Annotated in this window: 11 protein-coding genes; 7 read left to right on the top strand and 4 right to left on the bottom strand. The window is 70.4% G+C overall.

The window, feature by feature from the left end; translation table 11 throughout:
• Positions 1-109 precede the first annotated feature (109 nt).
• The gene (locus tag ASF43_RS01055; RefSeq protein WP_056175473.1) at positions 110-1,174 is read left to right on the top strand and encodes a type II asparaginase; all 1,065 of its coding nucleotides are present in this window, start codon (positions 110-112) and stop codon (positions 1,172-1,174) included.
• Between the two features lie 128 nt (positions 1,175-1,302).
• On the opposite strand, the gene ASF43_RS30310 is transcribed toward ASF43_RS01055, so the two are convergent.
• From ASF43_RS30310 to ASF43_RS01035, 4 genes are all read right to left on the bottom strand, one after another.
• Complete coding sequence (locus ASF43_RS30310; protein ID WP_156373086.1) at positions 1,303-1,572, bottom strand: hypothetical protein; 270 nt, start codon at positions 1,570-1,572, stop codon at positions 1,303-1,305.
• 112 nt (positions 1,573-1,684) lie between these two features.
• The gene (locus ASF43_RS01045; protein ID WP_056175467.1) at positions 1,685-2,170 is read right to left on the bottom strand and encodes an aromatic-ring-hydroxylating dioxygenase subunit beta; all 486 of its coding nucleotides are present in this window, start codon (positions 2,168-2,170) and stop codon (positions 1,685-1,687) included.
• Positions 2,167-3,492 carry an aromatic ring-hydroxylating dioxygenase subunit alpha gene (locus tag ASF43_RS01040; protein WP_056175464.1) on the bottom strand — a complete coding sequence of 442 codons (1,326 nt, stop codon included), beginning with the start codon at positions 3,490-3,492 and terminating at the stop codon, positions 2,167-2,169. Before ASF43_RS01040 ends, ASF43_RS01045 begins: the two co-directional genes overlap by 4 nt.
• 58 nt (positions 3,493-3,550) lie before the next feature.
• Positions 3,551-4,213, bottom strand: a complete 663-nt coding sequence (locus ASF43_RS01035; RefSeq protein WP_056177962.1) for a DedA family protein — start codon at positions 4,211-4,213, stop codon at positions 3,551-3,553.
• Positions 4,214-4,377: 164 nt separating this feature from the next.
• Here ASF43_RS01035 and ASF43_RS01030 point away from each other — a divergent pair, with 164 nt between their 5' ends.
• From ASF43_RS01030 to ASF43_RS01005, 6 genes are all read left to right on the top strand, one after another.
• The gene (locus ASF43_RS01030; protein WP_082497531.1) at positions 4,378-5,280 is read left to right on the top strand and encodes a zinc ribbon domain-containing protein; all 903 of its coding nucleotides are present in this window, start codon (positions 4,378-4,380) and stop codon (positions 5,278-5,280) included.
• Between the two features lie 50 nt (positions 5,281-5,330).
• Positions 5,331-6,482 carry a zinc ribbon domain-containing protein gene (locus ASF43_RS01025; RefSeq protein WP_056175459.1) on the top strand — a complete coding sequence of 384 codons (1,152 nt, stop codon included), beginning with the start codon at positions 5,331-5,333 and terminating at the stop codon, positions 6,480-6,482.
• Between the two features lie 186 nt (positions 6,483-6,668).
• Complete coding sequence (gene mutL / locus ASF43_RS01020) at positions 6,669-8,600, top strand: DNA mismatch repair endonuclease MutL (RefSeq protein ID WP_056175456.1); 1,932 nt, start codon at positions 6,669-6,671, stop codon at positions 8,598-8,600.
• A gap of 167 nt (positions 8,601-8,767) precedes the next feature.
• Positions 8,768-9,661 carry an alpha/beta hydrolase gene (locus ASF43_RS01015; protein ID WP_056175452.1) on the top strand — a complete coding sequence of 298 codons (894 nt, stop codon included), beginning with the start codon at positions 8,768-8,770 and terminating at the stop codon, positions 9,659-9,661.
• Between the two features lie 181 nt (positions 9,662-9,842).
• Positions 9,843-11,633 carry a methyl-accepting chemotaxis protein gene (locus ASF43_RS01010; protein ID WP_056175449.1) on the top strand — a complete coding sequence of 597 codons (1,791 nt, stop codon included), beginning with the start codon at positions 9,843-9,845 and terminating at the stop codon, positions 11,631-11,633.
• A gap of 87 nt (positions 11,634-11,720) precedes the next feature.
• Entirely contained in the window at positions 11,721-12,614 is an 894-nt protein-coding gene (locus ASF43_RS01005; RefSeq protein WP_056177959.1) for a DUF4394 domain-containing protein, read from the top strand.
• Positions 12,615-12,663 lie beyond the last annotated feature (49 nt).

Raw genomic sequence — 12,663 nt, 5'->3', positions numbered from 1 at the left:
GTATCTTCCTGCGCGCTTGCGGCCCATGACGTGGTCGGCGCACCAAAAGACGGCGCGCATGCCTTGCCGATGGAACCGGGCAAAAACCCAAAATATCTGGAGCTTCCTCATGTATTTGTCTCCCCGCTTCCGCGCCTTCGCGGCCGGCGCCGCCCTGCTGACGGCCAGTGCGCTCGCCTACGCACAGCAACTGCCCAATGTCGTGATCCTGGCCACGGGCGGCACCATCGCCGGTGCCGGCGCCTCGGCCGCCAACAGCGCCACCTATGCCGCGGCCAAGGTGCCGGTCGACAAGCTGATCGCCGGCCTGCCGGAGATCTCCAAGGTCGCCAACGTCAAGGGCGAGCAGGTGTTCCAGATCGCCTCGGAGAGCTTCACCAACGACAACCTGCTGACGCTGGCCAAGCGCGTCTCGGCGCTGTCCAAGCAAGGTGACGTGGACGGCATCGTCGTCACGCATGGCACCGACACGCTGGAGGAGACCGCCTACTTCCTGAACCTGGTGGTGCGCACCACCAAGCCCATCGTGGTGGTGGGCTCCATGCGCCCCGGCACGGCCCTGTCGGCCGACGGTGCGCTGAACCTGTACGACGCCGTGAACGTGGCCGCCAGCAAGGACGCCATGGGCAAGGGCGTGCTGGTCACGATGAACGACGAGATCAACAGCGGGCGCGACGTCAGCAAGTCGATCAACATCAAGACCGAAGCCTTCAAGAGCCAGTGGGGCGCGCTGGGCATGATCGTCGAGGGCAAGAACTACTGGTTCCGCGCCCCGGTCAAGCGCCACACCGCGCAGTCGGAGTTCAACATCGACGAGATCACGGCGCTGCCGCAGGTCGACATCGCCTATGGCTACGGCAGCGTGCCGGCTTCCAGCTACGAGGCCATCGGCAAGGGCTCCAAGGCCATCATCCACGCCGGCACCGGCAATGGTTCGGTGGCCGACCGCGTCGTGCCCACGCTGCAGAAGCTGCGCGCCGATGGCGTGCAGGTGATCCGCAGCGCACGCGTGCCCGGCGGCTTCGTGCTGCGCAATGCCGAGCAGCCCGACGACAAGTACGACTGGGTCGTCGCGCACGACCTGAACCCGCAAAAAGCCCGCATCCTGGCCATGGTGGCGCTGACCAAGCCGCTGAGCTCGGCGGACCTGCAGCGGGTCTTCTGGGAGTACTAGAGAGCAACCCCCGGGCGGCTTCGCCGCTCCCCCCTTCTGCTGCGCGAAGGGGGGGCACACCCAGCGGCCTGGCAGAGCCAGTTCCGCGGGTGTCCTCGAATAAGCCCTGCCTTGTTTCGCGCGCTGGCCTACGAGCCTTCTTGAGGGAGTTTGGTGGCCACGCAGTTGATGCCCGAGGGGCCCCCTGCGCCCCCGGCCGTGGTCTGGCAGGCGATGGCGCGGCCCGTGGAGGGGTCGTGGAACCAGGCGGTGCTGGTCGTGCCGCTGGCGGAGACGCCGACCGCCTGGAAGCTGGGGTTCGCGCGGATCTGCGATTGCGCTGCGGGCATCAGCGCCAGCGTGAGTCCGGCGCCGGCGACGAGGGCCGCGGCGGCGTAACGGATGTGAGAGCTTGGCATGGCGAGGTCCTTTCGATGGGTGGCGACAAGGCCGCCATCATGGACCAGACCGACCACGGAGTGCCGCCGCCGTCGGCTACGGGGCAAGCACCTTCGGGCGGCCCGGCGGTGCTCACACCGGGTAGATCAGCGAGTTCAGCACCATCTCGCTGTCGTAGACGCACAGCCGGCTCTTGAAGCGCAAGCCGGCATCCGTGCGCACGATCTCGTCGATGTAGCGGCCCACATTGTAGACCTCGCTCACGTCACCAGGCCTGGTGCGGAACACGGCGTAGTGCGCTTGCGCGCGCACCGTGCCGTCGTCGCCGTGCCCCAGCACCTGGGCCGGGCTCACGACATGGCGCATGTAGTACGGCGCGTGGTAGATGGTCTGCGTGACGCCGTAGACGCGGTCGCGCAGCATGCCCTGGCTCTCCAGCGCGATCAGCGCCAGCGGCAAGCCGCGTGCGTGGTTTTCGCGGGCCTGCACGGTGTAGCGGCCTTCCGGGATGAAGAAGTCGGGCCAGGCGTCGAAGCGCGCTTCGTCCAGCGCTGCGGCATAGGCCGCGTTGAGCTGGTCGATCTCGTGGTGCAGCAGCAGCGTTTCGACAGGGCTCATGGCTCGACGATCTTCTTCCAGTACGCATACATGCTGCGGATCAGCGTCTCCGTGACCATGTGCTCCGTCGCCTCGGTCCCGGTGCCGCCCAGCTCGCACAGCGTCTCGCCGCCCTCGCCCCATTGCCGAAAGCCGGCCTGGCTCAGCTCGATCACCTCGCCGTCGTCGGCGCTCACGAAGCCGGCCGGGCCGAACAGGTTGGCCTGGCGCAGGCGGCGGCGCGTCATCTCGGGCGTGTCGTCTGCAAAGCCGAAATGCGTCCACACGAAATCGAAGCTGCCCGGCCCGCGCGGCACGATCTGGCGCGTGCTCAGCGAGTTCACCTGCTGCTGCACGATCAGGCCGGGGAACAGGGTCAGCATGGTCACGGTCGGGGTGATCTGCGCACCCGGCTGGGCCGGGTCGGGGATGGTCCACCAGGGCTCGGGCACGACGTCGAGCAGGCGGTCGTCGTGCAGCGTCATGCCGGCCTTGAACGAGGTGACACCGGCCGTGACCGCAGCGGCGGCCGGCGCCGCCTCGTTGCGGCGCGAGACCATCACGGCATGGCGGCCCTGCGCGTCCATCACCATGCGGCTCTTCTGGTCGGCACGCCACAGGCCGAAGGTGACGAACCAGGTGTGCAGCAGGCCCGGGTGGTACGGGTCCTTGATGTTCTCCATCATCAATTTCCAGTTGCCCGGGATGCGCTGGCGGTTGGTGCCCAGCAGCGTGAGCGTGCGGCCCTGGAAGATGCGGTCCAGCCAGGGCATGACGGCCGGGCCCAGGTAGTCGGTCAGCGGCTCCACGCCGTAGTCGAAGCTGGCGAACACCAGCCCGTGCACGGTGGCGACCTTGAGCCGCGTGAGACCGTGCGCACCCATGTCGAAATCGGCCGGCATGCCGCCCTGCACGCACTCGCCGCCTGACTCCTGCGCCTTCACCCCGTCTTTGAACGGCAGGCCGGCCAGCTCGCCATTGAGCTTGTAGGTCCATTGGTGGTAAGGGCAGACGAAGCTGCGTGCGTTGCCGTGCGGCTGCTGGCAAAAGCGCACGCCGCGGTGCGCGCAGCGGTTTTCCAGGACGCGGATGCCGTCGTCGGTGGCCCGCTCGCGCGGCGCTACGCGGTCGCGCACCAGGATCACCTGGCGCTCGCCGATGGCGGTGAGCTTGAAGTCGCCGACGTTCGGGATCTCCACCGCCAGGCCCACGTAGGACCAATGCCGGCCGTAGAAGATGCGGTCGAGCTCGCGCTGGTAGAGCGCAGGGTCGGTGTAGGCCCAGAACGGCACGCGGCTGGAGCCGGGGTTGCTCCAGCGCGTCAGCGCCTGCGGTGCGTTCATCTGCTGGTCTCCTTGTGGCGGTCTGTGCCGCCGTCTCGGGCAGGGGTGGCGACGGGGATCAGGACGCGGCGGCGCCCTCGCGCTCGGCCTGCTTCTTGGCGCGCCAGGCGCCGAAGATGGCCAGTGCGCCGGGGATGAAGATCATGGCCCAGATGATCTTGTCCAGGTTGGCCTTGACCCAGGGCAGCCCCCCCAGGAAGTAGCCAGCGGTGCAGATGCCCAGCACCCAGATCAGCGCACCGATCACGTTGTACGACGTGAACTTCACGCGGCCCATGGCGGCCACGCCGGCCACGAAGGGCGCGAAGGTGCGGATGAAGGGCATGAAGCGCGCCAGGATGATGGTGATGCCGCCATAGCGCTCGTAGAAGGCATGGGCCTGGTCGAAGGCTTTCTTGTTGAAGAAGCGCGAGTCCTCCCACTGGAAGACCTTGGGGCCGAAGTAGCGCCCGATGCTGTAGTTGCACTGGTCGCCCAGGATGGCGGCCACGATCAGCACGGTCATGGCGATGGGCAGGCTCATGAGGCCGATGCCGCACAGCGCGCCGACCACGAACAGCAGCGAATCGCCGGGCAGGAAGGGCATGACCACGACGCCGGTTTCGACGAAGACGATCAGGAACAGCAGGGCATAGACCCAGGTTCCGTAGTTGCGCACGAAGGTCTCCAGGTGCTGGTCCACGTGGAGGATGAAGTCGATCAAGAAGCTGACAATTTCCATGCGCGGCATTATCGGTGGGGCACTTGCAAGGGCTTGTGACAAGCTGGGCGGCTGGCCGGATTCGGCGGCGACATTTGCTAGCATGGCGCTCGCTTCGACGCGGCCAGGCCCAGGTGCCGGCCCACGACCCGGAGTCCTCCAAGACCACCCGAGGCTTTTCCCCCATGTCCAGACCCTGCCCGACCTGTGGCACCGAGAACAGGCCTGTCGCCAGGTTTTGCAAGAAATGCGCGACGCCGCTGCCCAGCGCGCCTGCCACCCCGCCCGCACCACCTGTGGCTGCCACGGCGCCGGTCTTCTGCACGGCCTGCGGCAAGCCGAACAGCGCCCAGGCCAGGTTCTGCCGGTCCTGCGGCATGGCGATGGCGGCCGTGGCACCGGCTGCCCCGCTGCCGCCCGCGGCCGTGCCCGCAGCGCCGCCACATCCCGCCCCTGCGCAAGAGGCGACCGCGGCAGCAGCCCCGTCCCGGCGCACGCCCCTGGTGGTCGCCTTGCTGCTGATCGCGCTGCTGGCCGCGGCCCTGGCCTGGTGGCTGCAGCGCGCCGGCCCCGCGCCGGCCCCGGCGGCGCGCGAGCCCGCCGAGGAGTTTCTGCCCGACGAGAGGCCGGTGGCTACTCCGCCCGCTCCCGCCGCCTCGCAGGCGCCGGCCGCCGAGCCCGCCAGTGCGCCGGTTGCCCAAGGCGTCTCGGCGCAGGCGTCCCAGGCGCAGGCCCGCACGCCCGCACGCCCCGCGAGCGCAGCCAGCGCCGCTGAGCCGCAGGCCACACCGCAGGACGAAGAGCCGGCGCCTTCCGTGGCCGCACCGGCATCGGCACCGGAGGCCGCGCCCCCGCCGGCACCGCGCCCGGCCCCGGCCCGCTCCAGGGTGCCGGCCGCCGCGCCGGCCCCCGTCGCCGCGCAGAGCCCGGACGCGGCCTGCGCGGGCAACAGCGCCTTCACAAAGCCCTTTTGCCTCAGCATCCAGTGCTTCAAGGGAGAATTCCAGGGCCATCCGACCTGCCAGCGCCTGCGCGAGGAAGAGCGCCAGCGCCGCGACTACGAACGCAACAACATCAACGGCGGCTGAGCACCACGGTGCGCATCCAGCGGCCCCATCCAGGTTGAACAGGGAGATCCATGCTTTCGCAACAGATCAAGGACAGCAGCACGCTGCTGGACAGCATCGACGCCATGCGCAACTGGCGCGCCGTGGTGCTGCTGCTCATCACGCTCGTGGCCGCGGGCCTGGTGATGGGCCTGGGCACCCTGCTGTCCGGCATCAGCTATGCCTTCGTCGCACTGTTCGCCCTGGCCGCCTATGCGGTCGTGTTCTACGGCGCCAACGCCGTCGGCATGATGCTGATGGATGAGGCCCAGGGCTTGCCCTCGCGCCCCATCGTGGACGCCGTGGCGCATTCGCTGGCCAGCTCGCACCGGCTGCTGCTGGTCTACGCGTGGCTCGGCGCGCTGTATCTGGCCGGTCTCATCGTGCTGGTGGTGGTGCTGCTGCTGTGCAAGATCCCGCTGCTCGGCCCGCTGCTGTACACGGCCGTGTTCCCGATCGCGGTCGTGCTGTCCGGCGTGGCACTGTTCGCGTTGCCCACGGTGGTGTTCCCGCTGTCGGCGCCGTCGGTCTGGGCCGGCGCCACGGCACGTGAATGCGTGAGCCAGCTCATCGCCATCGCGCGGCGGCGCCTCATGATGGTGCTGGTGCTCATGCTGGCCGTGGCATTGATCGCGACCATGGTCGGCCTGCTGATCGGCGCCATCCTGTTCGCGGGCGTCGCCGTCACGGCTGGCGTCTCGGCACCGATCCTGGGCAATCTGGACAGCATGGCGCTGGGTGGCATGGGCAGCTTCGGCATGGGCAGCGCCGGTGCGCATGCCACGGCGGCAGGCTTCGGTGGCGGCGTGCTGTTCGCGGCCGCGTTCACGCTGCCCGGCCTGGTCTACCTGCGCGGTGCCAGCACCGTCTACCTGCGCGCATTGGACGGGCTGGACCTGGCGTCCGAACAGGCCGACGTGGACGCCCACCTGGACTACGCGCGCCACAAGGCACGCGCCATGCAGGAGCAGGCCCAGGCCAAGGCGCAGCAGGTGGCCGATCGCGCGCGCGCGGCAGCGGCTGGTGCGGCGGCAACGGCTGCGGCCCCTGCCGCGGCGCCTGCCGACGTGGTCCAAGCCCCCCAGGCCGACGCCGGCCCGGCGCCCCTGCAATGCCCGCAATGCGCCAACGCCGTGGCGCCGACCGACACCTTCTGCGCCGCCTGCGGCACGTACTTGAGATGAACACCCCCCAGTCTCCGCGCTACGCGCTACGCCAACCCCCCTCTGCTGCGCGAGGGGGGCGCACCCAGCGGCCTGACAGAGCCAGTTTCGCGGGTGCCCTGGCATGGCCTGCTCCGCGGCCTCTGGTTCTGCGTTGGCTCCCGTTCCATCGGCTGCGGGTGGTGCGCGGCGTCATGGACCCCTGACATGACTGAATCGAAACGCCAAATCCGCGAACTGCCCGACGAACTCATCAGCCAGATCGCGGCCGGCGAGGTCGTCGAGCGCCCGGCCTCCGTCGTGCGCGAACTGGTGGACAACGCGCTGGACGCCGGCGCGCGCCAGATCACGCTGCGCCTGCTGGCCGGCGGCGTGCGCCTGATCGCGGTGGAGGACGACGGGATGGGCATGGCCGCGGCCGACCTGCCGCTGGCGCTCAAGCGCCATGCCACGAGCAAGATCGCCAACCTGCACGACCTGGAAACCGTGGGCACCATGGGCTTTCGCGGCGAGGCGCTGGCGGCCATCAACTCGGTGTCGGACATGGCCGTCTCCTCGCGCCCGGCCGACCAGCCCCACGCCATGCTGCTGGACGGCCGCACGGGCGAGATCAAGCCCGTGGCCCGCGCCGTCGGCACCACCGTCGAGGTCAAGGAGCTGTTCTTCAGCACCCCGGCCCGCCGAAAGTTCCTCAAGACCGACGCCACCGAGCTGGCCCACTGCATCGAGGCCGTGCGCCGCCATGCCCTGGCCCGGCCCGACGTGGGCTTTGCCATCTGGCACGAGGGCAAGCTCGTCGAGCAATGGCGCGCCTGTGCCGATGGCGACGACAGCGGCCTGCTGCAGCGCCTGGGCGACGTGCTGGGCGACGACTTCTGCGAGCGCTCGGTGGCCGTGGACTACACCTCGGCCAGCCAGCGCGAAGGCGGAGGCCCCGCCATCCGCGTGCGTGGCCGCGCCGGCATTCCCGACGCCGCCCGCGCGCGCGGCGACCACCAGTTCGCCTACGTCAACGGCCGCTTCGTGCGCGACAAGGTGCTGGGCCACGCGGCCCGCAGCGCCTATGAGGACGTGCTGCACGGCCAGCGCCAGCCCGTCTATGCGCTGTATGTGGAGATGGACCCGGCGCGCGTGGACGTGAACGTGCACCCGACCAAGATCGAGGTGCGCTTTCGCGACAGCCGCGAAGTGCACCAGGCCGTGCGCCGCGCCGTGGACCACGCGCTGGCCGTGCCGCGCGCCACGGCCGCGGCGCTGCAGGCCGCTGCGTCCCCGGCCGCGCCCCTGCCCGTGGCGCCGCCCATGCCCGCCTGGCAGCAGCCCGCCATGGCCTTCGCCGAGCGCGAGGAGCCCGCCACGGCGTTCACGCCCTGGGCGCCCGGCGCCGCCCTCGACCCGGCCGAGGCCCGGCGCGTGGCGGAGCGCCAGGCCCAGTGGAGCGCCGCCGTGCCGGTGCTGGAAAAGCGCGCAGCCGCATCGGCGTCCTCACCTGCATCCCCCTGGGCCATCTCCGCACCCGCCCCGGTCGCGCCCGCGTCCGAGCCCGAGCCCACCACCTGGCCGCTGGGCCGCGCGCTCGCGCAGCTGCAAGGCATCTACATCCTGGCCGAGAACACCCAGGGCCTGGTCATCGTGGACATGCACGCCGCGCACGAGCGCATCGTCTACGAGCGCCTGAAGGCGCAGGCCGACCTGCAGAGCCTGGCCAGCCAGCCGCTGCTGATCCCCGCCACCTTCGCCGCCACCCCGACCGAGCTGGCCACGGCCGAAGCCCACGCCGACACGCTGGCCGTGCTGGGCCTGGACGTGGCGCCGTTCTCGGCACGCACCCTGGCGGTGCGCGCGGTGCCGAGCAGCCTGGCCCATGGCGACGCCGTGGCGCTGGCGCGCAGCGTGCTCGCCGAGCTGGCCCAGCACGACGCCAGCGGCGTGATCGAGCGCGCGCGCAACGAGTTGCTCGCCACCATGGCCTGCCACGGCGCCGTGCGCGCGAACCGGCGCCTGACGACGGAAGAGATGAACGGCCTGCTGCGCCAGATGGAGGCGACCGAGCGCTCGGACCAGTGCAACCACGGCCGCCCCACCTGGCGGCAGATCAGCGTGCGGGAGCTGGACCAGCTGTTCCTGCGGGGCCGCTGACGCCGCCCGGGACGGGCCAGCGCCAGCCCGGCGCGCTGCCGCGTCGCCCCGGCGGCCGGCTACACGCGCTTGCCAATCTGCACATTCCCGCCACACTCGCTGGCCCCATTCCTGCTAACTTCCCGCACGAATGAACTAATCGCCCCCTGCCGGTGTCTGTGCAAGCCATGCGACGTCTCCCCCTGCTCACCTCTGCCCTTTCGGCCTTGGCATTGGCCGGTGTCATGGCCGGCTGTGGCGCCCTCGACGAACGCCAGCGCGACTGGATCTTCCAGCCCGGCGACCGCAGCTGGGGCGCCAGCGCCCAGATGGCAGAGGGCATGGACGAGGTCTGGATCGGCTTCGACTCCAAGGTCTCGGGCGAACACGTCAAGCTGCACGGCCTTTGGCTGCCGGCCGACCCGCTGGCCGATGCCATCGAGCCCGGCCCCGCACCGGTGCTGCTGTACCTGCACGGCGCACGCTGGAACGTGAACGGCTCGGCGCCGCGCATGCGGCGCATGCAGGCGCTGGGCTTCTCGGTGCTGGCGATCGACTACCGGGGCTTCGGCAAGAGCACGCGCGAGCTGCCCTCGGAAGAACGCGCATTCGAGGACGCGCGCGCCGCGTGGGACTGGCTGGCCGCGCGCCACCCCGACCGGCCGCGCTACATCTTCGGCCATTCGCTGGGCGGCGCGATCGCGATCGACCTGGCGGCCAAGGTGCCCGACGAGCGCGGCGTGCTGGTCGAGGGCACCTTCACGTCCATCCCCGAGGTGGCCGCCAGCATGAAATGGGGCTGGCTGCCGATCGGCTGGCTGATCACGCAGCGGCTCGAATCGGTGAAGAAGGTGGGCGCCATCGGCTCGCCGCTGCTGGTGGTGCATGGCGCCGACGACCAGCTCATCAAGATCGACATTGGCCGCAAGCTGTACGAGGCCGCGCAGGAGCCCAAGGCCTTCGTGGCCGTGGACGGCGGCACGCACTACAACACCATCGACCGCGGCCACGAGCAGTACCGCAGCGCGCTGCGCAGCCTGTTCGGCTGGCCCAGCCGCACAGTCGCGCAGGCCAGCGAGTAGCGCGCAGCGGACAAAGTTCTCTTTTCGCTCAAAGAATGAGCGAAATTACAGGTAACTTTGGTTCGCCTCACGACCGAATGCTACTATTTGCGGCACTTGTGAGCCGCAAAGGAGGAGCCATGTCGTCACCCCATCGGTCTTTGGTGCGCCCCTGCCCGGCCACGCACGCGGGAGCCCGGCCATGAGCGGCCTGCGCAACCTGCGGATCGGCGCTCGGCTGGCCCTGGGCTTCGGCCTGGTGCTGTTGATCCTGGCGGCCTGCGTCACGGCCGGCGTCTGGCGGCTGCAGGAGCTGTCGGCGACCACGCGCAGCATGGCCACGGTGGACCACGAAAAGCTCCTGCTGGCCGCGCGCTGGCGCCTGTCGGTGGACATCAACTGGGTGCGCACGCAGGCCGCGCTGCTGGAGGCCGACACGGCGCGCATCGCCACCTGGCAGGCGGCCATGGACAAGACCTCGGCCAACCTGACCACCATGCGCAACCGGCTGGTGGAATTGAGCCCGTCCGCGGACGAGAAGGCCCTGCTCGCCGACATCGACGCGCAGCGCGAGGCCTACCGCGGCCCGCGCGCCGCACTGCTCAAGCAGCGCCTGGCCGGCGACGACGTCTCGGCCGCGCTCAACGCCACGCTGCGGCCGCTGGCCGAACGCTACGACCAGGCCATCGTGCGCTTCGAGGAACGCCAGCAGCAGCTGTACGACGCCGCGCTGCGCAACGCCGAGGCCGGCGCGGACATGGGCAAGACGCTGTTGATCGCCTGCGGGGTGGCGGCCGTGCTGCTGGGCGCCCTGTTCGCCTACCTGCTCTCGCGCTCGATCACGCAGCCGCTGGCCCAGGCCGGCCAGGTGGCGCGGCGCATCGCCGATGGCGACCTCACCGACGACACGCGCGTCGAGGGCCGCGACGAGGCCGCCACCATGCTCACCTCGCTCAAGGACATGCAGCAGCAGCTGAGCACCGTGGTCTCCGGCGTGCGCCACAACGCCGACGGCGTGGCCACGGCCAGCGCCGAGATCGCGCAGGGCAACAACGACCTGTCCGGCCGCACCGAGGAACAGGCTTCGGCGCTGCAGCAGACGGCCGCGTCCATGGAGCAACTGAGCGCCACCGTGAAGCAGAACGCCGACAACGCGCGCCAGGCCAATGCGCTGGCCGTGAGCGCCTCCACCGTGGCCGTGCAGGGCGGTGAGGTCGTGGCGCGCGTGGTGGACACCATGAAGGGCATCCACCAGAGCTCGGACAAGATCGCCGACATCATCGGCGTGATCGACTCCATCGCCTTCCAGACCAACATCCTGGCGCTGAACGCTGCCGTGGAGGCGGCACGGGCCGGCGAGCAGGGGCGCGGCTTTGCCGTCGTGGCGACCGAGGTGCGCAGCCTGGCCGGCCGCTCGGCCGAGGCCGCGCGCGAGATCAAGAGCCTGATCGGCGCCAGCGTGGAACGCGTGCAGCAGGGCACGGCGCTGGTCGACGAGGCCGGCAGCACGATGGAAGAGGTGGTCACCGCCATCCGCCGCGTGACGGACATCATGGGCGAGATCAGCGCGGCCAGCAGCGAGCAGAGCGCGGGCGTGGCCCAGATCGGCCAGGCCATCAACCAGATGGACCAGACCACGCAGCAGAACGCCGCGCTGGTCGAGGAATCTGCTGCCGCAGCCGACAGCCTGCGTGCCCAGGCCGACCAGCTGGTGCAAGCCATGGCCGTGTTCAAGCTCGGCACCGGCCTGGCCGCTCTGCCGCGCGTGGCGCCACGGCCGACCCCACGCCCGGCACCGGCGCCCGCACGGCCCGCGGCCCTGGCCGCGCGCCCCGCACCCCGTGTGGCGGCACGCCCGGGCAAGCCCCCTGCCCTGGCGCCCGCGGCCAGCAGTGCCCTGCCTGCCAGCCGGCCTGCGCCACGGCCGAGCGCCGCACCCGCCCCCAAGGCCAAGGCCACGACCGCGGACGAGGGAGACTGGGAAAGTTTTTGACCCCGCCGCCGGCTGCCATGGCGGGCTGCCCGGCGCACTTGCCACAATCCCGGGCCTGCAGGCCCTCAACCTGAAATGCACATGAACATGCCCAAGCCTTCGATCCGCCTCTTGCACTCCACCCTCGCGCTGGGCGTCGCCGCCTTGCTGGCCGCCTGCGCCACCACGTCCGAGCCGCCGGCCGCGCCGCGCAAGGAGATCGCATTCGGGCTGACGGAGACCAACGAGCTCATCAAGTTCAACACCGGCGAGCCGCAGCGCGTGCTGTCGCGCATGCCCGTCAAGGGCCTGGCTGCCGGCGAACAGTTGCTGGGCATCGACTTCCGCGTGTCGCGCGGCGTGCTGTACACGCTGTCGCAAAGCGGCCAGCTCTACACGCTGGACACGGCCACGGCCGAGCTCAAGAAGGTCGGCACGGGCGCGGGCTACACGCTGGTGGGCAACACCTTTGGTTTCGACTTCAACCCGGCAGCCGACCGCATCCGCGTGGTCAGCGACACCACGCTCAACCTGCGCCTGCACCCCGAGACCGGCGCGGCCGTGGACGGCAACCCGAACATGCCGGGCCTGCAGGCCGATGGCGACCTGCACTACGTGGCGGGCGACGCCAATGCCGGCAAGAAGCCGACCGTGGTGGCCGCTGGCTACACCTACAACAAGACCGACGAGAAGATCACGACCAACTACGCCATCGACCGCGACCTGGGCGTGCTGGCCATGCAGGGCTCGCTGGAAGGCACGACGCCCGTGGTGTCGCCGAACACCGGCGACCTGCGCACCGTGGGCCCGCTGGGCCTGGGCAAGCTGCGGGACGCCTCGTTCGACATCGCCGACGTCTCCAATGCCGGCTTCGCGGTGATCCGCACGGCCGACGACCTGCGCGCGCGGCTGTACCTGATCGACCTGAAGACCGGTGGCGCCAAGCTGCTGGGCACGGTCGACCAGGGCCGCCCGTTGCTCGGTCTGGCGATCGAACCATAAGCATGGCGACACCCCCCCGGCCATGGGCTTGCAACGCAATGGGTGACTG

The sequence above is a fragment of the Pseudorhodoferax sp. Leaf267 genome (genome assembly GCF_001422405.1).
Taxonomy (GTDB): domain Bacteria; phylum Pseudomonadota; class Gammaproteobacteria; order Burkholderiales; family Burkholderiaceae_C; genus Pseudorhodoferax.
Note: the sequence above shows the minus strand (reverse complement) of the source record. Positions and strands in the feature narration are given on the sequence as shown.